The sequence below is a fragment of the Salipiger abyssi genome (assembly GCF_001975705.1).
GTDB lineage: Bacteria > Pseudomonadota > Alphaproteobacteria > Rhodobacterales > Rhodobacteraceae > Salipiger > Salipiger abyssi.
In genome coordinates this window covers 2183469-2206344 of record NZ_CP015093.1, presented here as the reverse complement: position 1 = coordinate 2206344, position 22876 = coordinate 2183469, and the positions used below count along the sequence as shown (strand labels likewise).

28 protein-coding genes are annotated in these 22876 nt (G+C 63.1%); 2 read left to right on the top strand and 26 right to left on the bottom strand.

Translation table 11 applies throughout. The features are described from left to right. Positions 1-2 precede the first annotated feature (2 nt). From gpJ to Ga0080574_RS14235, 10 genes are all read right to left on the bottom strand, one after another. Entirely contained in the window at positions 3-3326 is a 3324-nt protein-coding gene (gene gpJ / locus Ga0080574_RS14275) for a TipJ family phage tail tip protein (RefSeq protein WP_076700516.1), read from the bottom strand. Further along, on the bottom strand, positions 3323-3724 hold the full coding sequence (locus tag Ga0080574_RS14270; RefSeq protein ID WP_076700511.1) for a C40 family peptidase: 402 nt from the start codon (positions 3722-3724) through the stop codon (positions 3323-3325). Before Ga0080574_RS14270 ends, gpJ begins: the two co-directional genes overlap by 4 nt. Then, positions 3721-4233, bottom strand: coding sequence for a hypothetical protein (locus Ga0080574_RS14265; protein WP_076700507.1), 513 nt, complete (start codon positions 4231-4233; stop codon positions 3721-3723). Before Ga0080574_RS14265 ends, Ga0080574_RS14270 begins: the two co-directional genes overlap by 4 nt. Beyond that, on the bottom strand, positions 4230-4658 hold the full coding sequence (locus Ga0080574_RS14260) for a hypothetical protein (RefSeq protein WP_076700503.1): 429 nt from the start codon (positions 4656-4658) through the stop codon (positions 4230-4232). Before Ga0080574_RS14260 ends, Ga0080574_RS14265 begins: the two co-directional genes overlap by 4 nt. Continuing rightward, a complete protein-coding gene (locus Ga0080574_RS14255; protein ID WP_076700499.1) occupies positions 4655-7684 on the bottom strand; it encodes a coiled-coil domain-containing protein in 3030 nt (1009 codons plus the stop codon). Before Ga0080574_RS14255 ends, Ga0080574_RS14260 begins: the two co-directional genes overlap by 4 nt. Next, positions 7684-7818, bottom strand: a complete 135-nt coding sequence (locus Ga0080574_RS26735; protein ID WP_257787895.1) for a hypothetical protein — start codon at positions 7816-7818, stop codon at positions 7684-7686. Before Ga0080574_RS26735 ends, Ga0080574_RS14255 begins: the two co-directional genes overlap by 1 nt. 29 nt (positions 7819-7847) lie before the next feature. After that, positions 7848-8237 carry a gene transfer agent family protein gene (locus Ga0080574_RS14250; protein WP_076700495.1) on the bottom strand — a complete coding sequence of 130 codons (390 nt, stop codon included), beginning with the start codon at positions 8235-8237 and terminating at the stop codon, positions 7848-7850. Further along, the gene (locus Ga0080574_RS14245; protein ID WP_076705991.1) at positions 8237-8695 is read right to left on the bottom strand and encodes a phage tail tube protein; all 459 of its coding nucleotides are present in this window, start codon (positions 8693-8695) and stop codon (positions 8237-8239) included. The genes Ga0080574_RS14250 and Ga0080574_RS14245 overlap by 1 nt, the downstream gene beginning before the upstream one ends. A 78-nt stretch (positions 8696-8773) precedes the next feature. Beyond that, positions 8774-9235: an HK97-gp10 family putative phage morphogenesis protein gene (locus tag Ga0080574_RS14240; protein ID WP_076700491.1), complete on the bottom strand. Its 462-nt coding sequence runs from the start codon at positions 9233-9235 to the stop codon at positions 8774-8776. Further along, the gene (locus Ga0080574_RS14235; protein WP_076700487.1) at positions 9220-9633 is read right to left on the bottom strand and encodes a DUF3168 domain-containing protein; all 414 of its coding nucleotides are present in this window, start codon (positions 9631-9633) and stop codon (positions 9220-9222) included. The genes Ga0080574_RS14240 and Ga0080574_RS14235 overlap by 16 nt, the downstream gene beginning before the upstream one ends. Positions 9634-9661: 28 nt before the next feature. Between Ga0080574_RS14235 and Ga0080574_RS14230 the strand changes: the two genes are divergently transcribed. Continuing rightward, positions 9662-9928 (top strand): hypothetical protein, encoded by a 267-nt coding sequence (locus Ga0080574_RS14230; protein WP_076700482.1) that lies wholly within the window; start codon positions 9662-9664, stop codon positions 9926-9928. A gap of 52 nt (positions 9929-9980) precedes the next feature. On the opposite strand, the gene Ga0080574_RS26240 is transcribed toward Ga0080574_RS14230, so the two are convergent. The 4 genes from Ga0080574_RS26240 to Ga0080574_RS14210 form a co-directional block, all read right to left on the bottom strand. Then, entirely contained in the window at positions 9981-10742 is a 762-nt protein-coding gene (locus tag Ga0080574_RS26240) for a BRO family protein (protein ID WP_076700478.1), read from the bottom strand. Beyond that, the gene (locus Ga0080574_RS14220) at positions 10742-11077 is read right to left on the bottom strand and encodes a hypothetical protein (RefSeq protein ID WP_198039728.1); all 336 of its coding nucleotides are present in this window, start codon (positions 11075-11077) and stop codon (positions 10742-10744) included. The genes Ga0080574_RS26240 and Ga0080574_RS14220 overlap by 1 nt, the downstream gene beginning before the upstream one ends. A 70-nt stretch (positions 11078-11147) precedes the next feature. Beyond that, entirely contained in the window at positions 11148-11327 is a 180-nt protein-coding gene (locus Ga0080574_RS14215; protein ID WP_076700470.1) for an Arc family DNA-binding protein, read from the bottom strand. Next, the gene (locus Ga0080574_RS14210) at positions 11324-11899 is read right to left on the bottom strand and encodes a phage antirepressor N-terminal domain-containing protein (protein WP_076700466.1); all 576 of its coding nucleotides are present in this window, start codon (positions 11897-11899) and stop codon (positions 11324-11326) included. Before Ga0080574_RS14210 ends, Ga0080574_RS14215 begins: the two co-directional genes overlap by 4 nt. Before the next feature lie 88 nt (positions 11900-11987). Between Ga0080574_RS14210 and Ga0080574_RS14205 the strand changes: the two genes are divergently transcribed. Continuing rightward, the gene (locus tag Ga0080574_RS14205; protein WP_076700462.1) at positions 11988-12407 is read left to right on the top strand and encodes an Arc family DNA-binding protein; all 420 of its coding nucleotides are present in this window, start codon (positions 11988-11990) and stop codon (positions 12405-12407) included. A 31-nt stretch (positions 12408-12438) separates the two neighbouring features. Here Ga0080574_RS14205 and Ga0080574_RS14200 read toward each other — a convergent pair whose 3' ends face one another. The 12 genes from Ga0080574_RS14200 to Ga0080574_RS14150 all read right to left on the bottom strand — a co-directional run bounded on the left by Ga0080574_RS14200 (position 12439) and on the right by Ga0080574_RS14150 (position 22864). Continuing rightward, positions 12439-12810 carry a phage head completion protein gene (locus Ga0080574_RS14200; RefSeq protein ID WP_076700458.1) on the bottom strand — a complete coding sequence of 124 codons (372 nt, stop codon included), beginning with the start codon at positions 12808-12810 and terminating at the stop codon, positions 12439-12441. A gap of 9 nt (positions 12811-12819) precedes the next feature. After that, positions 12820-13158, bottom strand: coding sequence for a head-tail connector protein (locus Ga0080574_RS14195; protein ID WP_156876367.1), 339 nt, complete (start codon positions 13156-13158; stop codon positions 12820-12822). Then, positions 13145-14077 (bottom strand): collagen-like domain-containing protein, encoded by a 933-nt coding sequence (locus tag Ga0080574_RS14190; RefSeq protein ID WP_076700450.1) that lies wholly within the window; start codon positions 14075-14077, stop codon positions 13145-13147. The genes Ga0080574_RS14195 and Ga0080574_RS14190 overlap by 14 nt, the downstream gene beginning before the upstream one ends. Further along, the gene (locus Ga0080574_RS14185) at positions 14074-15444 is read right to left on the bottom strand and encodes a phage portal protein (protein WP_076700447.1); all 1371 of its coding nucleotides are present in this window, start codon (positions 15442-15444) and stop codon (positions 14074-14076) included. Before Ga0080574_RS14185 ends, Ga0080574_RS14190 begins: the two co-directional genes overlap by 4 nt. A gap of 150 nt (positions 15445-15594) precedes the next feature. Continuing rightward, positions 15595-15840 (bottom strand): hypothetical protein, encoded by a 246-nt coding sequence (locus Ga0080574_RS14180; RefSeq protein ID WP_076700443.1) that lies wholly within the window; start codon positions 15838-15840, stop codon positions 15595-15597. 52 nt (positions 15841-15892) lie between these two features. Then, a complete protein-coding gene (locus Ga0080574_RS14175) occupies positions 15893-17311 on the bottom strand; it encodes a phage major capsid protein (protein WP_076700440.1) in 1419 nt (472 codons plus the stop codon). A gap of 64 nt (positions 17312-17375) precedes the next feature. Continuing rightward, positions 17376-17966, bottom strand: a complete 591-nt coding sequence (locus Ga0080574_RS14170; RefSeq protein WP_076700436.1) for an HK97 family phage prohead protease — start codon at positions 17964-17966, stop codon at positions 17376-17378. A 13-nt stretch (positions 17967-17979) separates the two neighbouring features. After that, positions 17980-19653, bottom strand: coding sequence for a terminase large subunit (locus tag Ga0080574_RS14165; protein ID WP_076700432.1), 1674 nt, complete (start codon positions 19651-19653; stop codon positions 17980-17982). 253 nt (positions 19654-19906) lie between these two features. Further along, positions 19907-20470, bottom strand: a complete 564-nt coding sequence (locus Ga0080574_RS26235; protein ID WP_198039727.1) for a hypothetical protein — start codon at positions 20468-20470, stop codon at positions 19907-19909. 120 nt (positions 20471-20590) lie between these two features. Further along, a complete protein-coding gene (locus Ga0080574_RS25935; protein WP_198039726.1) occupies positions 20591-21337 on the bottom strand; it encodes an AAA family ATPase in 747 nt (248 codons plus the stop codon). A gap of 401 nt (positions 21338-21738) precedes the next feature. After that, positions 21739-21873, bottom strand: a complete 135-nt coding sequence (locus Ga0080574_RS26730) for a hypothetical protein (protein ID WP_257787894.1) — start codon at positions 21871-21873, stop codon at positions 21739-21741. A gap of 349 nt (positions 21874-22222) precedes the next feature. Then, complete coding sequence (locus Ga0080574_RS14150) at positions 22223-22864, bottom strand: hypothetical protein (RefSeq protein WP_076700424.1); 642 nt, start codon at positions 22862-22864, stop codon at positions 22223-22225. Positions 22865-22876 lie beyond the last annotated feature (12 nt).

Sequence of the window (22876 nt, the reverse complement as noted above, 5' to 3'; positions counted from 1 at the left end):
CCTCAAATGATGGTGGTGGTGATTTGCCCGGAAACGTCCGAGCCAAGGTCGTCGTCGTTGAGAACTGCAAACCGGTAGTCTTGCGCGCCCTGCGGGGCACAGGCTGCCGTCTCGCGGTAAAGCGAAACGCCTGAGACGCTGCCGTCAAAGTCAGCCGATGCGACGATCTCGACTCGGTCATCGCCAAAGCCAGCGACAAGCGCGACCAGCGTTTGGCCATTTTCAGAAATCGCGCCGGTGGAGGCCGATTGCCCGCCGGTCAGCTTGACTGTGATATTTCCGGCGGTGCGCCCCGATACGGTCACCGCGCCTCTATAGGTTTCGCTTGCCTCAAGGTCGGCGGAAATTTCCAAGTTGGAGGCGCTGCCTGGCGTGTGGCTGGCACTGTTACCAGAGATAACCCAGCCGCCGCCGGCGCTCCACGACCCGCCGATATCGGCGATGATCGACATGCGGGTGCTGTCGCCATCGGTATAGGACAGGGTCTGCCCGGCGCGCACCGCAATTCGGTCGATCTCGTCAGCGACCACATCAAATGCGTCACCATCTGGCGTTCTGAAGATCACCAGAGTGCTGCCCTCATCAATAGCGATTTGGAAGGCCACATGACCGAGCCCGGACACGGCGGTGATCGAGCCCACATCTGGCGCATCTGAAGGCGGGGCAAATTCATCGCCGACAGTGAATGCAATCGCATCGCTGTACGGCCCAAGTGACCCGCCGGCTGATACTCCAACAAGGCGCAGCTCGATCTGATCCGACAAGTTATAGGTAAGGGTGACAGCTCCTGAAGGCCCGTGGATCGTTGCGGCTTGCCAGGTTGTTTCTCCGGCCAGACGATGCTCCACGGTGATCGCGCGCAGCGTGCCGGTTTCCGCCGGATCTTCGCGCGCAGAAACGCGCACGAGGCATTCGACCGTGCCGAAGGGCACATCGGGCGCATCGGTGGCGATGCCCCAGAAGAGCGGCGGCAGCGTGACGGGGAAATCCGGCAGGATCACCCCGCTGATCGGCGACCACTCCTCCGGCTCCCAGGCCTCGACCAGCGCGTCGATCTCTTCCGCCGCTAGGGTCAGGGACAGGCGCACCGCCATATCCTCCGCCGGCTCGATGTCCACCACCCGGCAGTGGAAACCCTCCTCGCCAACCGGGCCGAACACGAACATCGGGCGCAGATCCGGCTCACCGTCCACCAGCGGCGCGACGGACGGCACATCGTCACCGGTCACGTAAAGCGTCCGGGTCTCCCCTGGCACCGTCATCACCGGGTAGGCCAGCGAGGCGCTGAACGGCCCATCCTCATCCTCACCATGCTCAACGGTGCGCAGGACGTAGGATTGCCCCTCAACCATCGTGACGGCGTTATTGAGCACCACCAGCTTGTCGCGCACGGCGACGATCCGGCCTGACCCTTGCGTCTCGCGCAGGATGGGCTGGGACAGCAGCACCGTGTCGCCGCGCCGCGCCGGGCGCACCGGCCCCTCCTGAAGAGCGTAGAAGCGCTCGCGGCGGTAGATGGCCTCCAGCATGCGCCGATAGACCTCGCGCATGGCTTCGGTTCGGTTGGTCTTGCCTGGCACCTCCCACTGCTCAGTCAGCGTCACCGACCCGGTGTGTCCCGGCCAGAGGACGTAGACCGTTTCCGGCTCATGGTCGAAGGCGGCGTCCTGGAACTCGAACCAGACGGCGTGCGGGAACTCGGGCCATTCCAGATCGGCCTCGAAGCCCCACGAGCTGACCGGCGAGATATGATCCACCACGTTAGCGGGCCGGTCGATGATGACGCCCCACTGCGCCCCGTCATGATGCGGTGCGCCGCGCCCGGCAGCGCAGATCGTGGACAGCAGCTGCCCCAGAGACACCTGCTCGCGAATGTCGCCATTGAAGGTCAGCCCCTGCGTGGTGCAGAACTCGGCAAATTCCTCGATCTCTTCGAGGTTGGCCGCCTCGTCCGCCACCGGGTAGGGATGGATGCCTGATTGTAGGGCATAGCGGTAGAGGTCCGCCGGGTTATCGCTCACGGCCTCGGACCATGCCGAGCCGTCCCACGACTGGACCGGACGGCTGACCAGCGCGTTGAAGCTGTCGATCGTTCCGTCGAGCTGGCTCTGTGACTTGGCGTTGATCGCGACCAGCGCCAGCGGGGTATCCGTGGCAATCGGGTACTCGGGCCGGATGCTGTAGAGCGCATGAATATGGGTGGTGTTCTGGCGCTGCGTCCCGCCGTCCTTGGTTGTCAGGTTGGTGATCCGAACCTCCCAACGCTCACGGTCCGGAAGATCCCATTCGTACTGGCGGAAGAAGCCCTTTAGCTGGTTGTTGCGGTATTCGAGCGTGACCACCTCAGACCATGTTTCCGTGCCACGGCGGCGCTGGTCAATGCGCAGGGTCACAGTGGTGTAACCCGTGTCGCCGTCCGATTTTTGGTAATAGAGGCCGGAGCGCCACGCGAAGATCACCCGCACGCCAGTGGCGCGGCTGGCGATGCCGTAGACCTGCGGCTGCTCTTCTTCCGGCTCGCCCTCGATAGGTTCGCCCTGCTGATCGAGCGGAGCCTCCGGCTGCTGCAACTCCGACCCGGACGCATCGTCTTCCGGCACATACTGCTTGCGGATCAGCGTGAAAGGCACATCATCCGGCAGACCGCTGCGCGTCTCGATCTGGACATCTTGGTAATCGTCCACCGATGCATCTCCAAAGCGCATGTCCGAGATGTTGAGCGGCCCGACGCCAAGGCAGAACATGGCGCTGATATATAGGTCATCTCCCACCACGTAGTTGGTGGGAAACATCGCGTAGAACGGCGCCACCCGGATCTCGCCCATCGGCACCGGCACACATTGGTCCTCGCTAGGCGCATCATTCTGCCAGCCGGTGGCGGCGTAGCTGTTCTTGCGCTTCTGCTCTCCGGGCTGCTGCGGTTTCGGCATCAACGCGCCCATAGCCGCGACCAGCAGGCCAGTGGTGGCCAATGCGCCGGCCACGAGGATCGCGTTAAGCGCTGCACCGCCGAGCGAGGCACCGGTGGCCAAATAAAACGACTGACCTATGGCTGAGGACAGCCACGCCCCAACCGAGACCGGATCGCCACTGGCGGTGCGGATCAGCACCCGCGTGCCCGCGTGAGGATACACCCGTGCCCAGGCATCCTGCGGCACCATCACCAGCGTGTCACGGTGCGCCAGCAGCACCCGCGTGCGGTCCAGTTGCTCAGGCGCAGCGCCGGGCAGAACAGCATCGACCAGTTGCGCCACGCTCAGCCCGTCGAAGTCACCAACATGCTCAGGCTGGCTGCTGATCGGATCGTATTTAAGGACTGCGGTCAAAGCATGGCCTCATGTCGGAAAGCGCCGGTGAACCGGTCGCGCCATTCTGGGGTGTTGCGGGGCACGATCACCGCGTGGCGACCGGCGTGCGCGTGGAGCATGCGGCGCCGGTCCACTGCCACCGCCACATGCGCGTCGTGCCGCCCCACTCGAAAGCGCAGGAGGTCATAGGGCTGGATTTGCTCCACCGGGCGCCACGGCCCGGCCTGCTCATGCTTGGCCATCAGCGCGGCGATGACAGCGTGGTCAGCGCAGGTGGCGTAGTCCTCGAGCAGGCTCGGCAGCGTAATCCCGAGATCCTCGGCATAAACGAGGCGCAGCAGACCCCAGCAGTCGGCGCCGCTGCGATCCCGTCCGAGGTCAACATGCGGGATGCCGACGAATGATGAGAAGCTCACCGATAGAGGCCCGGAAACATGGTGCGAGTGAAACGCAGGAAGGGCGCGCCCTCCTCCTCAATGCGCTTGCGGTTGGCGCTGATAACGATGCGGTCCCCGATCTGAGCCGACACGAGGTCAAGCGGCCCCCACTGTGCCTCAACCACATCCGGCGCGCTCGCCATGACCAGCGCCACGCGACAGTCCGCGCGGGTCGAGAAGGACCGCAGCAGCTCCGGCAGCGATGCGTCGAACAGGTCGAAGGTCAGGGACACCGCCGCCGGCGCGTCCGGCTGGTCACCGGGCAACGTCACACCGCAGGCCACATGCTGGTAGGCTGCCACCTCGCCCCGCCAGGCCGACCGGATGCCATAGGTGCGCGGATCGCGGCTGATGACCTCGATGGCGGCAGAACACAGCCGGATCGGCTCGGGCAGATCCGGGTGACTGAACTCGAACAGGGCAACCTTGGGGTCGCTCGACTGCGATGCGGCTTGGTCGCGGCGGTATCTGGCGCTCGGGCGGCTCATGCGGGCATCTCCACGACTTCAAAGACAGCGTTTTGCCTGCGCACCACGGGACCGCTGAACACCGGCGGCTCATCACCCCACGCACAGAGCATCACCTTCGACGCCAACAGCGGCACGCCCTGCGAATTGAGCCGGGGCGTGCCGTCAGAGGTCAGCAGCGGCTTTCCATCAACTCGGTAGTCACGCATCCAAAACATGACCGATCCATATCGGCAGGTATCCTGATAGAACCTGTTGAAAGCGTGGACCTGCCATGTAAGCAGGTGGAAAGACATGCGCACCGTGCGCGGCACCATTGCATGGCGCAGAGAAGATTTTGGCGGACCTGCATCGAAGGTTGTCATTCGCCGCGCATCGAAAAGCTGGCTGCCATTCTCTTCAGGCATCGGTGGCGGCAAGTCTGTTGGAAATGTCGGGTAGGTCATCGGCGCGTAATGCCCTGCGGCGCGCGAGCGTCCAGAAGACGCTTGGCCTTGCCGCCCGGTGCGGTCATTCCCCTGCTCACGGCATCAGAGATGATCATATCCTGAACCCGACCTGCCGGTGTCTCGCGCTCGCGTGTCTCGATCTTGACGCCCGACTGATTGATGATCCTTTGCGAGAATTGGAAGCCGCCACCACCGGCATCAGAAGCGCCAATCACGGGTCGGTTCAGAGCCCCCACAGGAACCATGGCGCCACTCAGGCCTCCCACTATCCCACCAGAGGCGTACCCAGGGCGCCCGAGTCGCATAGCCTCGACCGCAGAAACCCCGCCAGCCCGAGACACGTCACTCTGGGACCACACAACCTCACCCTTGTGCACTACGCCAGCAGGTTGGTACTTGCCGCCCGGCCCGGTGTATCCGCCGCTCGAAAAACCGCCAAAGATCGCCGAGGTAATCCCACCAAAAAGACCGCCGCCGGAGCCGAAGGGACCACTTCCAAACAGCGCCGCCTGCAATGCCGCCTCTGCCAGCATCTGCGCGATGTTCGCCAGAACGTCCGCAAACCCTTCCCCGGCGACAATCGCGCGGGCAATACCGCTTTCAAGCTGCTCCTGCGTCTGGGCCAGAAATGCGGTCTTCTCAGCGGTCTTGTCGAGAGCCGCCTGCCGCCGTTCACTCTCCGCGACGTATTCCCCGACCGCAGCAGCTGTTGCGCGGATCTCTTCCGCGACCGTCTTTTCAGATCCTGCCAGCTTCTCGTTGAGGTCGATCCCATCGCGTTTGGCCTGCTGCGTGAGCATGTACTCGGTGCGCAGCCGGGCCTGCTCTTCCGCGCTCTTCCCGACAAGCTGCTCCTCAAGCTCAGCGTCCGTGGTGCTGCGCTGTGCCGCGGCAACCAAGTCCTCGCGCACGCGCAGGTTTTCTTTGCGGGTCTTGATTTCCTCCTTCAGCGCCTTCTCGCGATCACTGATCGCTTTCGTTTCCTCCTCGACCGCACCGCCATAGGCGGCAAGAAGACCCGTGGCGCGGGCTTCGTGAGCGCTCATTTGACCTTGCACCTTGTCGAGCACGGTGCCAGGGGCGCCCCCATTCTTGGCGTCAGAGGCATAGATCTTATCCGGCGATCCAGCGTTGATCGCGGCGTAGATGCGGAGCAGGTTATCTCCCGCCTTCACGCCCGCATCGGCAAGGTATTGCCCCGAGGCAATAACCTGATCCGTGATGCTGCTCTGCGCATTCACGCCGTACCGCTTCAGATTGTCCGGCATGAACTGGATAAGGCCAGTTGCTCCGGTCGTCGGGTTCGCAATGGACGTGCTGAACGTCCCGCCAGTCTCGTAGCTCATGACCGTCAGAAGGTCTTTCGCCGCGATCCCGAGTTGATCTGCGACGGCAACGACCGCGCGCACAAGCTCCTCATCTGCACTGCCCGCGCCCGATACGGCACGCTGCACATAGCGGGCTTCGAACTCGCCCGCCGTCGGCACCTTGAGGTCGCCAAGCTCATCGGCTGCCATGCCGATCTTTGACAGAAAGCGATCCATGAAGGACAGCAGCCCGGAAAAGCCGGTTTCCAGCTTTTTCAGATCGGCACCGTTCAGCTTGTCCACGCCCTTTTCGGCTTCCTCAAGCTGCTTGCGCATTTCCTCGATGGCCGCGCGCACCGCGTCCTCGCCGTCGAACTCGACCAGATCAAGGCCCTTGGTCAGGGCGTCCAGCTCGTCTGTCATATCCTTGATAGACCGCTCTGCGCCGATCAGGCCGGACACCTCGGCGTCGATGGTGTCGATTGCCTCGCGGAAGGCTGCGGCAGCATCGTCAGCGCCGTCTTCCATCGCTTTCGCAAGCCCGGCCTCTGCCGTCTCGCGGTCCTTCGCCAGCTTTTCCAGCTCGGCGGTGGTGCGGGCGTATTCCTTGCGGACGCGGGCTTGGGCGCGGGCCGAAGCGTCCGCGCTGCCCTCAAGGCCCTTGCCAACGTCAGCCTTGGAAAGTTGGAGAGCGGCCTCTGCTGCGCGTAACAGGCTGTCATAGAGCGCGCTCGCCTTGCTGTCCGCTTCGGAGAGGTTCTGCGAAGATGCAAAGATGAAGCTGGCAAGCTGCTCCATTGCCTCAGCTCTGGTGCGCATGTCCTCCATTTCGCCAATCTCGGCAAACTGGACGGCAACCTGCCGCGCCTGATCCTCTGTCAGCCCGAGACTTTCGGCCAGTGATCCGACGCCTTTTTCGACTTCGCGCAAGGCCTTGATCTCGTCTTGGATTTCGCGCACCCGAGCGTTTGCCGCCGCGAACTCGCGGTCGCTCATCTGGGAAACGCTGCTGTCGAGCCTTGCGCGCTCTTCCCGAAGGCTCTGAACCGCCGCAATGCTATCCGCCACCGCGCGGGGGTCTTGCGTGAAGACCGGCCCCAAGCCCATCCCTTCGGCAACCTGCGAAGTCGCATTGTTCAGCTCTCGGGTCGCACGCATGTTCGCGATTCCCGCTTCAATCTCCTGAATTCTGCGTGCCGCCTGATCCAGCTCGCCATACTCAACCCGCAGATCCAGCGGCGACATGGACAAATCCGACTGCGCCGACTGCACGCGCTTCACCGCATCCGCAAGGTCGTCCATCGCGTCCTCAAGCTCCTTGGACGCATCTCCGGTTTGAAGCATTTCCAGCGCCATCGGCGCCAGCGCGCCGACAAGTGCACCCGCAGCGATACCGACCGTACCAAGCCCGAGCGCAAGGTCAGGAAGCTGGATCGCGAGGGCTTGCAGGTAATTGCCCGTCGCCGCCCCCTGCTGCGCCACCTGCGAAAGCTGCATGGTGGTCTGCCGCAGCCCATGGCTCGAAAACTTGGATGCGCTCTTGTTCGCGGTGTCGAAGCTGCGCGCCGTGTTCTTGTTCGCGGCCTTGAACGCGGTTTCCGCTTTCTTCGCAGAGCGCACAGTCTGCTGCTCGATCCGCTTGAGGGCCTGGAGATATTCCCGCTCCGTCAAGCCCATTTCGACGAGCATCGCGTCGTCTGCTACTGTTTCAGCCATCAGAAGCCCTCGATCCCGAGATCGCGCATGCGATCCTCGCTTATGTCACCGCCGCCACCGCCGCCGGGCGGCTTCTTGCCGCCATGCGCACCCGCATAGCCGTCAAGGCACGCGAGCAATTCCCACAGACTCATCCGGTCCACCTGTTCAGGGGTGAAGCCGACTACCGCCCCGTTTCCGTAGAGCTTTGAGAAGCGCCATTTTCCGGGGCTGTCGCCGTCACCCCCTGCACCTCCCCCACCGGGTCACCCTCGGGGCCGAAAAGCGCATGGTGCATCATCTTCAGGCACGGCAGCTTGAACGTCATGAGGGGGTGCAGATCGAAAAGCGGCGTTACGAATTGCGCCGCTTCGCTGGGTGTCATGCTGCCGCCGCCGGCAAGGCCCCAGCGCAGCGTCTGGATCGCGTCGTCAGCCTGCCATGATCCCGCGCGAAAGCGATTGAACAGCTCTTCCGGGCCGCAATCGCGAACGTCTTGAAGGGATCGGAGCGCGCCAATCGGGAGGGCGAAGTCATGCTCGCCCCCCACCCATGCCAGTCGAACCGGCTGCATCAGACCACCAGCGCAGTCGCGGGCACGCCGTCGAACTGGATCTCGACCTCGGCGCTGACCTTCTGGCCTTTCGTCCGACCGTTGTTCAGCGAAACGAGGATAGCCGGACCGCTCTCTGCGTAAATGTCGTCGGTCGCGCCATCACTCTCGACCTTGGCGTTGCGCAGCCGCACATTGAGAGTCGTTCCGGCCCGCCACCATGCCAGCATGTTCTGGTGCGAGGACAGCGCCCAGACGCCAGAAGCGGAAACGGTAACCTCCTGGGAGCGCACCTGCCGTTCGATCGACAGCGGCTTGCTCTCATCAGTGCAGTCAGGGATTTCGGAAGTGTCGATGTTGGAAGTGCGGTTGATCGTTACGTCCACCAGTCCGCAGACATTGGTGTAGGTATCGCTCCCATCGGTCCATTCGACCTCAAGGATCATCTGCTCGTACTTTGCGGTAGTCGCCTTTGCCATGGGATAGCTCCAGTTGATGTGAAAGAGTTGATGGGAATAAGCGGACAGGCCCACCTTGCCCAAGGGCGGGATATGGGCTCAGCCCTTTGTTTGGGCCTTCTTGATGCCGCGCCGAACTGCCGAGCGAAGGTTGGCCTTCACACGACGCTTTTCAGCGCGCCAAACTGGAAAGAAGAACGGGTTAGCGGGCATGTCCACCGTGCCGAACTCTTGTGATTTCAGGGAGTTTTTCTTTTGGCGCTTCGTGCCGAACTCCTGAAACTTCATGTAAAACTGATCGCCACCGCCAGCGTAGATCTTGATGGCGATACGGTCGTATTCGTTGTCCGCAACCTTACCGACTGTGATCGCACCCTTCGGCGCGTCTCCCCACGTCCAGCCGATGCTTTCAGCGCCAGCGCCAGTGTCCTTCGGCGCCATGGCTCGCATCAGCTTGACCACCTTGTCGGCTTCTTTCTCAAGCTGCTTGATGACCTCTAGGCGAACCCGCAGCGGAATCGCGCGCATTCGCTTCTGAAACTTTTCTACGTTGCGGACCATTCGACTAGCGCCCTCACCGAAAGAACCCCATGCGCCGTGACCCCGTCCGGGTCTTGCATCACCCGCATCTGCGTCACCTCGATCACCGCCAGCGCATACGGGTCTGTCAGGCTCAGGTCAGCCCCGTGCAGCGCCGCCTTGACCGCGTCCGCGATCCGCTTAGCATTGATCACCCGTCCCTGCGAGCGGTCCCACACGTCGATCTGGAAGAAATGCTCTTCCCCGTCGATGCAATCGACCTCGTCATAGATCGACTGAGCCGGGCCGAAGGTGATGTTCGGGAACGCCGCGTCAGCAGGTCTTCCGTCGAAAATGCGGTCACTGACCAGCGCGCCGAGCGCAGCGTCTGCCACCAGCGCGTCGAAAATCGCCTTTTGCACCGCTTCAAATGCCGACATTCTGGCCTCTCAGATATTGGAGGATTCGATGAGACTAGCCGCCATCATGGCCGCCACCTGCTTGGCAATTCCCGCCGCAGCGCAAGACCTCGATCCGTGCAATGCCCTTTTGCGGAACGCAGATACGCTCAGCCAAGCTATGGCCGCGCTTGCCGCTATTTCGGAAGTCTGCACCTCAGAGGAAAGCGGGGCCTGTGATGCCTACGCCAAAAACCCCGTTACCGTCGATCCCGGGCAAATGGCCATGGACGCGGTACTCGTCACCTTGCTTTATTCCAAAGCATGCGAAGAGTGATAGGCAAGGGCGGTCTCCCGCCCCTGCCACCTCAGTTGCCTGAGGTTTTCACTTAGTGCAGCGCCGCGCCGCCCTCCTTCGGCAGTACCTTTGCGAGCTTTGCCAGACCCTTAGGCGTGATCATCAACGTGACCTCGACCTTCGGCTCCCCGGTCTTCGGGTCATCGAAGTGGCGCAGCCTGTGGGAGAGATACCCAACGTTGCGCTTATCGACGTAGGCTTGAAGCGGCCCGCGACCGTTCTGCCGGAAGGCCCAGCGGTTCAACTCCATCCAGCGCGTCAGCTTTCGCTCCGGATAGTTCAGAACCTTCGCCGCCGGGCGGACAGTCAAATCCCCTTCTGCCGTGTCCAGCCGGTCGAACGCCTCGGCCTTCGGCGTCATCTCTGTCACCTTGGCCTCTGCGACCTGTGTCCGCTGCGCGTAGCTGGTCAGCAGCGGCACCAGTTGCGACGGGTCGGACAGGTCGATGGTCGCGGCTTGTTGCGCCCCGTAGCCGCCGGTCTTGCGGATCGTCGGCAGGATCTCGTCCATCACCAGAGCCTCGAAGCGTTCGGCGGACGGGAGCTTGGACCGGACGATCAGGCGGTACACGTCGCCCTCCGGGATGATCTTGGTCTGCGGGTCCAGATCGGAGGGGTGAACGTTTCGTTCACCCCCTACATCTTGTGCCTTCCGGCAATGATCGCGCAGGGCTTTCTGCGGGTTGCTATATCCAAGCGCACCAGCCACATCCTTGCCGACGAACCACGGGTCGCCGCTGATTTCCAGCACGCGGATCGGCGCGCCGTCGAAGTTGAACGGAACGATACCCATCAGACCAGCCCTCCCGTGAGCGCGGATTCCCGCCGCTTGCCGTTGGCGATGAAGATCGCTGTGGCATCGCGGTATTCGCTCACCAGCTTCTCGTTGCGCTGCGGCATATCCAGCGCCTTGCGGATTTCGTTGGCAGCGAACGCCTTGGCCGCGATGGACAGGTGCATCTCGTGCGGGTCCGCTGCCTCAAGATGGTCGATGACCTCGACAATGCGCTTCCACCAGTCGGGGTGGTCCGGCGTTTCGGTGATCGGCGCCTGGAAGGCCAGCGCCGGGGTTGCGGTTGCCGCGAGCGCGGCGGATGCGGACTTGAAAAAGCCGCGGCGATCAAGCATATTCATAGGGAATTTCCTATCTTCGTGGGTGGAATTCATCGAAGCCGTCGGGATGGCCGTCCCGGCGGCTTTACTTTTGGGCGGGCGCTTCAAGCTGCACCCCCTTGATGCGCATGGCGGTTTGTATCGCGTTCAGGATTTCGCTGTTCATCGAATGATGAGCCTTTCCTGCTTCCGATTTGATCGTGTCTCTCCAGCCGTCGGGGAGTCGGAGCATGTAGCGGTCGGTCATCGTGCGCAGCTGTGTCATGCGTTTGTCCCAACGGATTTGATCTGATCATAGTCGAAAAGGGTAGGCTGTCGGGTCCGGTCGATCATGGCGGGAACAATCTCGAAGCCGAACTGTAGGTAGAGCTGCGCAGCCGCTTCCGCGCCGAAGATCATACGGACCTCTTTGATTTGCGAAAGCTTGCTTCCCCGGCTCTGCGCCAGATCCTCGTCGTCCGCCAAGCCCCCCCCTTGGTGCTTCGCCTTGCCGGCGAAATGGTCGTGAAGCACCCGGTAGCACTCGCGCTGGTAGGTCAGCACCTTCTGGCGCACCGAGTCGTCCTTGATCCGGTTCGTGTCGATGGTGAAGAGCCAGCCATTGAGAAGGTCGAGCTTGATGCAAACCGCCTCTTGGTCGCCGCCACGCCCGAAAGGTGTGGGCATGATACCCACACCTTCGGACAAGATTGGGTCACGCTTCACCCGCTGAAGCTGTCCAGACCAGTCCATTCCCATCGCCTCTACGATGGGACGAAGGGCGACGAAGATATGATCGCCCTCCTGAAAACCGAACAGGGTGTCTCCCCTGAAGTCCACGGTCACGATATTTGTCACTTCACACTCCTTATGCCCAGTGGGTGCATGTCTTATGCCCACTGGGTAGGGATTGTGTCAACACTTAAAAAATGCCCACTGGGCAATCATGTCCGACAATGACCAGCACCAGTTCAAAGACCGCTACATGCTCCGCCTTCCAGACGGGATGCGGGACCGGATCAAGCTCGCCGCTGAGGCCAATGGTCGTTCAATGAACAGCGAGATCGTCGCAGTGCTCGAAGAGAAGTTTCCGGCGCCCATCACGGCTGACGATGACTTGATGCTGGCGTGCGCGGCAGCCGTGACGTTTTCACCAAGCCGTGTTGGGGCTCGACTGAAAGACGATTATTTCAACCTTATGAGGTACATAAGAGACGTTCATGGGGTTCAAGACCCGATTTCTTTGGTGAATGGAATCCAAAGAGACTCCTCTCAACTGACCGGCATAACCATCGGAACCATGTATGAATGGCTTCACAGCGTGTTCGACCCATGGGTAGTTGAGAACCCGCCAGACGACCCCTAAGCCGCCATCTCCCGCCGCCAGCGCATCACGTCTAGACCGCCACCCCGCCCTCGACCACGATATACACCCAAGCCCGGTCGGTGATCGCGTCTACCTCTCGGATGTTGTACGGATCACCGGCCCGCCGCCGGTCCCTCATTCGGTAGGTCGCATTAATCGCTCGCGTCTGACTGTCCGAACGGACCTTGATCTTGTAGATGGACCGCCCCGTCAGCCTTGCGGCCTCTACAGCCTCAGAGCCGCGCGAGTAGATGAATTCTGCCGCCCGCGTGATGCTTTCGGGCTCATCGCTCCACCCGATTTCGACCCCGCCCGTGCCGTCAGACGATTTCGTGGGATAGTCGAACGTCACGCGCTCGCGGAGCCTTGCCGCCGGTCGCTTTTTTGCCCTCGTGATCTGCATCCTGCCACCTCACGCAAGCGGCGGATCGGCATAGCGGTACAGCAGCATTTCCGCCCTGTACGGCAGCCCACCCGGCGCCCTCTTGAGCTCATCATCTGCTTCGAACAGATGCTCAAGCACGATGAGCGCGGCCCGCTTTACGGGCTTAGGGACCACACTATCCACGGTCAGATCACCGTTCTCGTCTAAGAGCAGAACCACCGCGGCGCGACCGGACAGGTAGTCAATCACTGCGCCCGACGCATCGGGGATGAGATCGCGCAGCTCGTCGTCGTGGCTGTCATCTTCGGGGGCGATCCGCAGGGCGCGCTTGGCCTCTTCGAGGGTGCAAAGCTCAGGCATCGCCAACCTTCACCTTCTCGGCGCTGCGACCGTCCCGGCCCTTCTTGACCGCCAGACGCCAGCCTGCGCCGCTCTCCGGGCGCTCAGCGGTGTCTCCCTGCGCGATCCAAAGCGAGCCGCCAAAGCTCACGGCGTCGCCCTTCTGATAGCTCCCTGCGGCCTTGTACGGCCCCCGGTCGATGATGCACGGCAGGCGGAAGGTCTTCACCACGTCGCCGCGCTGGAACTTCGCCAGAGGTCGCCCCTGCTCGTCGGCGATGAATTCCAGATCCTCGAAGCCGAGCCCGTCCGCGCCATCCCGGCCCGGTGCGCCGTCTTTGCCCACGACCGCGCCCAAGGCCAGGGCCTTGCCATCCGTCATGGTCAGGTGCAGCTCGCCGTTGCGGTCAATCAGCGCGCCCGCCATGCCGACGCCATCAGCACCCGGCTCGCCCTTCTCGCCGCGCTCGCCCGGCGCTCCGTCCTTGCCGTCGATTCCGTCGCGACCATCCTTGGGCGCGGGGATGCTGGCGAGGTGTTCGTCCACTCGTTTTTCGAGCGCTGGCATCACGTCTTCCGGCGTCACGCTGGTGCCGTCCTTGCCGTCTTTCGGCGAGGGGATCTCGGCCACAGCCTTCGCCACGGCATCAGAGATCATCCCCGGAATGTCCGGCAACTCTGGCGCTTCCGATATTGCGTCAATCGCGGCCTGCATCGCCTCAAGCTGCGGGGCCATTTTCTCGGCCACCAGAGCGGCAACCTGTTCCGGGTCGGCATCGGCACCGTCGCGCCCGTCCTTGCCGTCCTGCGGCTCCCTATGGGCTTCCGCCGCGCGCTCAAGGGCTTCGATCTGCTTTGCCTGCGCGTCAATTCGGGCCAGAAGTGGCGCAACAGCCCCTTTCACGATACCGGCCAACTCTGCGCCAAATACTTGCGGGTCGATCATGCCGCCTCCATTGCCTTGCGCATCGCCAAGAGCGTTTCGGCCACGAAAGCGCGCTCCGCCATTTCGCCGGCTTCGTCGTCAGCTTCCGGCGCGGCGGGCCGCGCCGGCTGGCCGGCGCCCCACGGGTCCGGCTGCGCGTCCCGCTTTGCCAGCGCCTCAAGGCTGTAGTTCTGCTGTTGGAGGTACGGCATTTCGCCGCCCGCGACCGGGCCATAGCCGAACTTCGCCCGGCCTTCGTTCGGCGCGATGATACCGGCCCCGACGCCCGTTTTCAGCGTCTCCATCTGCGTGGCGGAATCCATGCGCAGAAGGCCGTCAAGGTCGAACTCAGATCGCGTGGTGTTCTCGTCCAGCCCCAGCGCCTCGTTGAGACAGCTTTCGGCGTCCTCGATCAGTCCTTGCAGGGTCTGCGAATAATATTCGACGTTCAATGCCTCAAGATTGTTCGCCGTGGGCATCGCCCCGAGGCCAATCTTGTAGTGCGGAATGCCGAAGGTCGTGGCAATCGTTTCCGAGGTCCACTTGAGCTGCTCCACAAGCTGCGCGTCATCAGCCGCCACGGTCAGCGGGTTGAAGCTCAGGCCATCCCCGACAACCGCGATCTTGCCCGCGTTCTCGCCCGAGTAATTCGTCTCGAACGCGGCCTTGAGCCGCGCCGCCGTCTCGTCGCTGATTTTGCCCGGCGCCGACAGGATACCGCCGGGGCGCGACTGGTTCGCGAAAAACTGCGTGCTACTCTCGCTGATTTTCTGCGCCTGCGTGGCTGCCACACCGTTTGCCCAGATTGGGGACAACCCCACCAGCGGGTGAAACAGGCAATTCCAGCGGTCGTGGATGATCTCCGATGCCGGGACCGTCACATCAACCTCAAGGCTCGCGAGATTATCCGTCGCAAGCTGATAGAACACTTCGCCGCTATCGCTGACAAGCGGTGTCACGCGCTGGGGGTCCAGCACATGCAGCCGGGTCACCACCCGGCGCGCGTCACGCTGCTTCAAGACATAGGTGTTGCCCCGCGACAGCTTCGACAGGAAATAGCTCTCCCAGAACTGGTTGCGCGTCTGATAGGCGTTTGGCTTGCGCAGGACCGGCGAGAACGCCGCGCTGGTCGTTTCCTTCCAGATCGCGCCGTCCTTCGTCATCAGCTTCACGCGCAGCTTGGAAATGTCCCGCGCGATCATAGCTTGGCAGCGGAAGATGAACGGGTTCGCCAAGACGCCGCGCGCATCGACCTCAACGTTCTGCTGCCATGCTCCGGCATAGCTCTCCATGATCGGCATCCAGCCGCCGCGATTGCTGGGGATGGATGACAGAGCTTTGGTCCGGCTCAGCCCGCGCGCGACCGCCGCCGTGAGTGCGTTAGCCATTCACGCCACCCCTGAACAGAACCGTGGCGCAAAGCGCCGCCCACGCCGCACCCGCCAGCATCGCCCAGGCAGCGCCACAGAGGAGCCACACGGCCCCCGTGGAGAGCCCGACAGCGACGAAGAAGAAGGCACAGGCGAGGTAGAAGACCATCAGTCTTCAGCCTCATGCTCGGAGATCTTGGCGCGCAGCGTTTCGGCATCCCAACCGTAGAACGGCCTTTTGCCGATCACGGCTTCATATTCGGCGCGCAGTGCGGCCATCTCATCGGGGGTGTCTTCCGGCTCGGACGCTGCACGCATGTCGCGCCCCTCATAGCCGAGATTCCCGAGGATCCGGGCAAAGCGCGGGTCTCGGTGCGCCAGCGCTCGGGTCATGTATCCGCTGCTTTTCTTCATGGCTCACCTCATATTGAGAAGGGCCGGGCCATTACAGCCCAGCCCCGTGGGATCAGTCGCCCCAGTTGACGTTGCCCAGCACCTGGACCGATGCCGCTCGGCGCTTGGCCCAGTTGAGCGCGCGCTCGGCGCGGAAGGCCACGCTGTTCGTCTGGAACATCGAGACCATGCTGCCGCCGGTCGGGGTGTCGCTCGCGGTGGTCGGGTTGTCGGCCATCTCCAGCGATGCCTCGCGCGAGAAGTCCACGGCAACGCCGCCCTCATCCGCGAAGAACACGTCGGACGCCTTGACCAATGCCACAACGGCGCCGGTCACACCGGGGTTGCCGCCGCTGTCCGCCTCGTAATCGCTCGGGACGTACTCCGAGGTGATCACCGGCTTGCCGAGGAAGGTGCCGCCTTCTGCGGTGATGCCCGAGAACTCGGGCTGGCCGAGCGGGTTCATCATCATCGACAGCGCTTCGGCGGTGGTTTCCGGCATGATCCAGACCGCGCCCGCCGTGGTGTTGTTCACGGCACGGAAGCCGGCGGCCAGAGCCCGCATGTCGGTGCGCACCGCATCGGCATCGTTGCCGCTCGACAGGATCGGGGTCACGCCGTTGGTCAGCGAGGCCGGCGCCACGCCCGCCACCGCCGCAGCCGCCGGGTCGATGAAGGTGGTGTCGATGCGAGCCGAAACCGCCGAGGCCAGTTCGTCCCGGATCCACATGTCCGCATCGACCGAAGACCGGCGCAGCATTTCCTCGGTGACCGCCGCGATGGTCGCAACCTTCAGCGGCTCCAGCTTGGTGCGGCTGGTGGTCCACGAGGTCAGCGGCTTGGCCTTCCCTTCCCCGACCCAGTAGCCCGTGCCGCCGGTTTCCTGCACGAGGATTGGAACATCGAACGGGATGCGGCGCAGGCCAGGGATGTTCCCGGTGCCGAACTTGCCGAGGATGGTCATGGGGCGCAGGAACTCCACGAAGTCGGCAAAAGCGCCGCCGTCCGTGATCAGGTTGCCAGCCCAGGGCGCACTGCCCGCGTTTGCGGCACCGACTGCGGCCTTGACGAAGTGACCGAAGACTTCGCTGTCCTCGCCATAGAGGGCCTTTGCGACCTCGCGAGGGGTTTCCCCGTCGAGACGGGACAGCGCCTTGACCTTGGCCACGCGGGCGAAGGCAACACCCGGCGCCGCCTTGGGGGGCTTGGCCTTGGCGTGGACGGTCGGGGTGCGGCTCTCGGACGCCGATTTTTCCGTGTCGCCGGAGACCGGCTTGGCGGTCTGAGCGTCGAGCGACTGCATCGACTTCAGGCGGGTCAGGTGCTTGTCGACCGACTCATTTTCGGCCTGCAGCTCATCGAACTGATCCTGTGCCTCGGCGTCGAGGGTTTCGCCCTTCTCGGATGCTTCATCCATCAGGGACTTCATGGCCGCGACATTCGAGGCGCGCTTCGCCTCAAACGCAGCGATCTGCTCTGCGTAGGTTGCCATTGGTTGGCTCCATTATCGAAAACGCCCTGTCCTAGGGGCCGGAGTATGCGGTTTCCCGCGTGGACTAGCCGGTATGGATCTTGTTGATCACGAACGGCTTTGCCCGGACGCGGGCGGGATCGTTCAGCTTGACCACCACCGCCTTCTTGCCGGACGCGGCAGGCGGGGGTGCAGGCTGGACAAGTGCGGCGGCCTGTTCGGGCTTGGCCGCGAATTCTTTGATGGTGGCGATGCTCGCCTCCGCTTGCGCCGGAATGGTCACGGCGCTCAACTCGAGCCATTCCCATTCCTGAAACTCGACACCCCAGGTGCCCTCGATCTGAGCCACCTTGAGGCCCCGGAAACCGATGGATAAGCCACGCACCAGCCCGGCCTTCATCAGCCTCCAATACCGGTCGATCTCATCGGTCACCCCGAGCGCGACCTTTGCGACCACCTCGATACCCTTGGCCGTCACGGTCGCCTCCGTGACATGACCAATCGGGTCGCCATGATTGTGCTGCCACAGCAGCGGAATCGGCAGTTGGAACTTGGCCCCAAGCGGCAGCACGACGTCATCCATCCGGTCAGGCGTCGGGGTGCTGGCGATGCCGGTGATAGTGCCGGAATCGTCGTCCAGCTCCTTGATTTCGAGCGTCGAGAATGCGCGATCCATGTGTCGCCCTCCGTCAGACAAAATGAACTTGGTATTCAGCTTCCCGCTGAGGCTCCGGGTTCTTGCTCATCACCTGAACCGCATCGAATAGCGCCATCGCCGGGTCGATCTTCGCGTCCCCGGCGTTGGCCTTGGTTGCCCGGATCGCCGTAGCGGTGGGCTCGATCTTGATATTGCCGACGCACCACGACATCAGCGCCGATCCGTCGTGCCGAAGTGTGCCGTTCGCCAGCTTCCGCTCTGCGGTCTTGATGGCATTCATCATCCAGATGCCTTGCGACACACCGAGCAGCAGCCCGCTTTCTTGCGTGACCTCGATCTCCGCCATGGCCTCAATCAGGGAGCCGAGCCCCGCCGGGTCAACGCCGACGCATCCGAGGATCCCCGCCTGCTTCACCCGCATGATCGTGTCCACGATCTGCGAAATGTCTTCCAGGTCGTCCCCGACGATGGTCAGGCTGCCCTCGCGTTCGAAATCCCGCAGCCGGGATGCAATCGACTTGCGCCGCTCCAACACGCCCCGATGGCACCAGGCATGCGACCATGCCAGCCAGTTGCGCGTCTCGACCTCTCGACCGATCACCGACAGCCCGAACAGGTCATCAAGCCCGCCGCCGTCGATGCCAACCGCCGCGACCTCACACCGCCGCAGAAGCTCGTCCAGATCAAGACCCGGCTCTTTCCGCGCATCCCAGAAATCGGCACCCGTCCATCGGTTCGCCCGAAGGTTCATGCCGATCTCGACGTTCAGGTGCTTGGCGAAGAACGTCGCCCGCGTGCTGGCGTCCTTTGCCAGCTCTTTTCCCATCTCGCGCTCAAGCCAGTCGCGCGATACCGACCGCCCCATGTTGGGGTTGGTGACGTAGAAATTTTCAGGGCGCAGGAACGCGTCATCGTCCAGCATCGCCTTGGGGAACTCGTAGATGACCGGCAGAAACTGCTTGTCCTCGATCTCGCCGTCTCTCACGCCCCGCGCGTAATCCAATTTGTCTCGAAACACGCCCGCCGGGGGCGCGTCCGATTGCGTCGTCAGGTAGATGATGAAGCCCTCCGGCCTCGACACCAGCCCGCCGGTCGCCTCGCGCAGCATCGCGTCCGCGTTGGCCCGCTTTCCAAACACCCAAAGCTCGTCAATCAGGATGCGCCCTGATTTCTTGCCCGAAACCGTGTCGGTGTCCGCCGCCACGACCTTCAGCGCGGCCTTAGTGGTCCGGTGCGTGATCGTCCGCAGGTGATCTTGCACATGCAGCAGAGCATCCAGCTCCGGATCCGCCCTGACCATCGCGGCCGCAGGCTTGAAGCTATTCCCGGCAACCTCAATCGTTGGCGCGAGGATGAGCAATTCCTCCTCATGCCGCCAGTTCACGATCAGCGCGGTGAGCATGATCCCCGCCGCGAGCGTCGATTTCGTGTTCTTCTTCGAGATCGCGAGGAAGAACTCGCTGATCAACTGGTTGCCCGTGTCCGGATCGTTCGCCCCGAAGATCGCCGCGACGAAATCCAAAACCCACTGCTCGCTGACCTCGCCGAATGTCGGCTGGCCCGGAAGATCGACCACCCGCAGCGACTTGAACACGCTGAGCGCATCATCGGCCTGCTCGGGGAACAGCGGCGCAAACGGGATCAGGCCGCGCCGCTCAACGATCCTGTCTTCCCAGTCTGGGCACGCTGTCGTCCAATCAAGCATCAGCGGATCGGCTTCTGCGGGGGCGGCGAGGATGGCGACGAAGGCTCTGGCTGAATTGCTTGCCGGCGGTAATCATCAACCTGCCGCACGAATGGGTTGTCCTTCGCTGTCTTGGGATATGCCGCCCAAGGGCCGCACCGCCCGCAGAAGCACTCCAGTCGCCAGCGTGCCGAGAACGGCCAACCGTGCCGCTTCCAGCGCATCAACGAACCGCAGGCGCAGTCCATCGGAACCAGCGTGATCGGCCCCGGCGTCATTTTCCGTTATCCACCGCCAGCCGGGGGCCGCCGCGGGGCGCGAACTTGCCACCCGAGGCAATCTCATCGGCCTTCGCCTGCCGCTGCGCCTTCTTCCCTTCCGGCGCCTTTGCCTCGTTCCACGTCTTGAACGCTGTCGCCAGGGCCTTCACCACATTCGCGCGGCCCGGCAATTCCACCGCCTTCATCATGGCGGCCCGGCGGCGCGGGTCGTCCTCGTGCGCCTCGATCAGCTCAGCCAGCTCGCTCTGATGGGTCGTCGCCGCGTCCAGTTCATCAAGCAGCCGGAAGATCAGGTTGTTGCCCCGGCTCACAATCTGGTCCGGATCCGTTGCATCGACCCCAGCCATGATGACCGGATCACGCTTCGGAGGTTCGGAGTTGCGCACCGGCTTCTGCGTACCCTTGGGCCTATCGGGCCATTCTTCCTGCTTGGCGCGCTTCCGGATTGCGCCATCAGAAACCTGATACCACTCCGCTATGCGCCTGATACTCCAATCGGATTTCTCCCAATCGGATTTGATCCCGGCCCAGTCGATCTCAGTTTTTTTCTTGGCCATGGTTTAGTTCGCGCGCACCAAGTGCGCACCCTCCAAGCCCCAGACGGGGAAAAAATCTCTGCATGTGGGGGATGCGCGGGTTACCCACGCAAAGGTCACAGATATTGACCTACCCCCCCTCTATGGCCTCTCATCCCCGATCCGCCGGTCATATTCGGCCCACCAGCGGGTCACGGTGGCCTCGGTCGCATTCAGGTCACGCCCTTCGGCCTCTGCCCGCCTCATGCACTCGGGCTCGTCTACCTCAAGCACAACGATCCGCTCGGGCTTCAGGGTTTGCGCCCACCATTCCCGGTGTCTCGCCTTGGGCTCGCTGACGATGAGCCATGCTGCCGGGTGATCGCTTTTGCGGGACAAGTCGCCCAGCATGTTGTTGCGGCGCCACAGGGCTGCGTTGAGCCAACGCTCTCGGGACCAGCCGTGCAGCGGCTCTCCGGATATGTCGGCGGCGATGCGGTCAAGGTCGATGATCAGATCGCTGGGACTGGCCTGCTCCTGAGCCCATGTCGTCTTGCCGGAGCATGCCGGCCCACAGACGATTGTCAGCGGGACCAGCGAAGGCTTGAGCCACTTCGGATGGATCGCCGCCGCCTTGTCAGCCCGCTCCCGTGCCTGCTTGATGCTGTCGTGCCATTCCTTGGTGACCGCCTGAAGGTTGTCGCGATCCCAGAACAGATCCGGGTCTCCGTTGTGCGGCCTGATGTGGTCAACGACTGCGCTGTGCGGCTCTGGGTGCTCGCCGGTCAGCATGCGCCCGGTCTTGCAGCAGGTCCAAAGCGCATCGGTCAGAACCTCAAGCCTCAAGCGCTGCCACCGTGCGCTCTGGTACCATCTGCGCCATGACCGGTCCTCGTCGCGGGTGACCATGCGCCGGCGCTCACTGTCGGCCCTGGTTATGGCCCTGCCGGTGGACGCAGCTAAGGGCGGTCTTGCCGTCTTGAGCCGTGCCATTGAATCACCCTTTATCGCCGCCGGTCAATCAGCGCCGCGACCCTGCCGAACGCAGCTCACGGAGCCTTTCGGCAAGTGCTTAGGAAATCCGCCGCCATTTGCCTGGTAGCCATCGACCAGCATGAGCGGCTGCCGCGCGAAGATTTTCCTCAGTAGCCCGAACATTCGACCCATGCTGTCCATCCTGTGAGGTGCGGGCATCCCGCCCGGTGACGTTGGCGGCCCGTTATCCTAGGCGCTATGGGCGCACCCGCTGACCCAGAGGATTTTCTATTCCACCACGGGTCAGCGGCGGAAGGCTCATGCGCCTTATGGCATCACTCGTAATCGTAGCATATCGCAACCGGGCCGCAGCACCACCAGACGCCAACGATGCGCCCGCTGTCCTCGATGGCGTCGCATCGTCCAAGGCGCCACTCACGCGGGTTCGGCGAAAAGGCGATGCCCCACATGCTCTGGCTCCTGATGTGATTGTTGAGCGCGGCATTGTGAGTAGGGATTCGAACCCACGTACCCGCACGGTGTTGGCTGCCCAGCGCCACCGCCAGGCTATAGCTGGTTGCCCGTGTCACCACAGAACATCAACCTTAGACCTGACTCAGTCATCACGCCGCCGCGCTCGGGATGGCATTGGTGGGGTGCGGCATTCGCCTGCGCCATGAGAGCCGCTTCGCTTGGTTGATCAGACCAGCAACTCCAATGCCAACCGAAACCCGGTGAATCGAAACGCCCAGCACAAGGCCGGGCGATCAACGCAACATCTTGCGATTATGCCAATCTGACCACAGCACCCATGGTCTGTCAACCTCTACCGCGCCACACCATGCGCTTACCCTTGATCCCGTCAGAGATGCAGCGGAGCGCGGACATGAAGCCGGTGAGGTCGCGGGCCATGCTATCCTCTAGGATCACCCGCTTTGCTTCAGTTGCCGCGGCCTTGTCGGTGTAACCTAGCCACCCCTCTAGGATCATCAGCGCGCGCGTGGCGGAGCGCTCCTTGTCTTCGTCTGTGCGATCATCGGCTGGGGGAGTGCTGGCGTCCGCGCTCATCTCGTCGGTTGGCGTCAGAAGGCGCATGCAGACCGCGTGACGGCTCGGGGCTCCGATGGCACGATCATGGGCGGTGACAGTCCGGCGCATGTGCTGGATTGCGTCCCATAGATCTCGACGCTCGTCCTCACTGTCAGATTTGCTGGCCATCGCCCTACCTGCCTCGCAGCCGTGCCACTGCGCGCGCATGTCTCGCCGGTTTGCCCTGGTGGCGTCCCTGCCTGCGTGCCGGCATCGGACGTCCAGTGCCGCTGCGCTCGGGTCGCGGTCGGTATCAGTCCGTTGCTTCCGGCCGTTTGCCTCGCGACGCGGCGTCTGCGCCAGCTCTGGCAGATCAGCCGTATGCGCCTTCTTGGCCCGGCGCTTGGCGGCCTTGGTGTATGCCTGTGTCATTCCCTGCCCCTT

What these genes read in the sequence shown, in the direction of transcription:
- Ga0080574_RS14265 (WP_076700507.1), bottom strand. Translation starts at nt 4,233, where the DNA reads ATGAGCCGCCCGAGCGCCAGATACCGCCGCGACCAAGCCGCATCGCAG.
- Ga0080574_RS14260 (WP_076700503.1), bottom strand. Translation starts at nt 4,658, where the DNA reads ATGACCTACCCGACATTTCCAACAGACTTGCCGCCACCGATGCCTGAA.
- Ga0080574_RS14255 (WP_076700499.1), bottom strand. Translation starts at nt 7,684, where the DNA reads ATGGCTGAAACAGTAGCAGACGACGCGATGCTCGTCGAAATGGGCTTG.
- Ga0080574_RS26735 (WP_257787895.1), bottom strand. Translation starts at nt 7,818, where the DNA reads ATGAGTCTGTGGGAATTGCTCGCGTGCCTTGACGGCTATGCGGGTGCG.
- Ga0080574_RS14250 (WP_076700495.1), bottom strand. Translation starts at nt 8,237, where the DNA reads ATGCAGCCGGTTCGACTGGCATGGGTGGGGGGCGAGCATGACTTCGCC.
- Ga0080574_RS14245 (WP_076705991.1), bottom strand. Translation starts at nt 8,695, where the DNA reads ATGGCAAAGGCGACTACCGCAAAGTACGAGCAGATGATCCTTGAGGTC.
- Ga0080574_RS14240 (WP_076700491.1), bottom strand. Translation starts at nt 9,235, where the DNA reads ATGGTCCGCAACGTAGAAAAGTTTCAGAAGCGAATGCGCGCGATTCCG.
- Ga0080574_RS14235 (WP_076700487.1), bottom strand. Translation starts at nt 9,633, where the DNA reads ATGTCGGCATTTGAAGCGGTGCAAAAGGCGATTTTCGACGCGCTGGTG.
- Ga0080574_RS14230 (WP_076700482.1), top strand. Translation starts at nt 9,662, where the DNA reads ATGAGACTAGCCGCCATCATGGCCGCCACCTGCTTGGCAATTCCCGCC.
- Ga0080574_RS26240 (WP_076700478.1), bottom strand. Translation starts at nt 10,742, where the DNA reads ATGGGTATCGTTCCGTTCAACTTCGACGGCGCGCCGATCCGCGTGCTG.
- Ga0080574_RS14220 (WP_198039728.1), bottom strand. Translation starts at nt 11,077, where the DNA reads ATGCTTGATCGCCGCGGCTTTTTCAAGTCCGCATCCGCCGCGCTCGCG.
- Ga0080574_RS14215 (WP_076700470.1), bottom strand. Translation starts at nt 11,327, where the DNA reads ATGACACAGCTGCGCACGATGACCGACCGCTACATGCTCCGACTCCCC.
- Ga0080574_RS14205 (WP_076700462.1), top strand. Translation starts at nt 11,988, where the DNA reads ATGTCCGACAATGACCAGCACCAGTTCAAAGACCGCTACATGCTCCGC.
- Ga0080574_RS14200 (WP_076700458.1), bottom strand. Translation starts at nt 12,810, where the DNA reads ATGCAGATCACGAGGGCAAAAAAGCGACCGGCGGCAAGGCTCCGCGAG.
- Ga0080574_RS14190 (WP_076700450.1), bottom strand. Translation starts at nt 14,077, where the DNA reads ATGATCGACCCGCAAGTATTTGGCGCAGAGTTGGCCGGTATCGTGAAA.
- Ga0080574_RS14185 (WP_076700447.1), bottom strand. Translation starts at nt 15,444, where the DNA reads ATGGCTAACGCACTCACGGCGGCGGTCGCGCGCGGGCTGAGCCGGACC.
- Ga0080574_RS14180 (WP_076700443.1), bottom strand. Translation starts at nt 15,840, where the DNA reads ATGAAGAAAAGCAGCGGATACATGACCCGAGCGCTGGCGCACCGAGAC.
- Ga0080574_RS14175 (WP_076700440.1), bottom strand. Translation starts at nt 17,311, where the DNA reads ATGGCAACCTACGCAGAGCAGATCGCTGCGTTTGAGGCGAAGCGCGCC.
- Ga0080574_RS14170 (WP_076700436.1), bottom strand. Translation starts at nt 17,966, where the DNA reads ATGGATCGCGCATTCTCGACGCTCGAAATCAAGGAGCTGGACGACGAT.
- Ga0080574_RS14165 (WP_076700432.1), bottom strand. Translation starts at nt 19,653, where the DNA reads ATGCTTGATTGGACGACAGCGTGCCCAGACTGGGAAGACAGGATCGTT.
- Ga0080574_RS26235 (WP_198039727.1), bottom strand. Translation starts at nt 20,470, where the DNA reads ATGGCCAAGAAAAAAACTGAGATCGACTGGGCCGGGATCAAATCCGAT.
- Ga0080574_RS25935 (WP_198039726.1), bottom strand. Translation starts at nt 21,337, where the DNA reads ATGGTCACCCGCGACGAGGACCGGTCATGGCGCAGATGGTACCAGAGC.
- Ga0080574_RS26730 (WP_257787894.1), bottom strand. Translation starts at nt 21,873, where the DNA reads ATGTGGGGCATCGCCTTTTCGCCGAACCCGCGTGAGTGGCGCCTTGGA.
- Ga0080574_RS14150 (WP_076700424.1), bottom strand. Translation starts at nt 22,864, where the DNA reads ATGACACAGGCATACACCAAGGCCGCCAAGCGCCGGGCCAAGAAGGCG.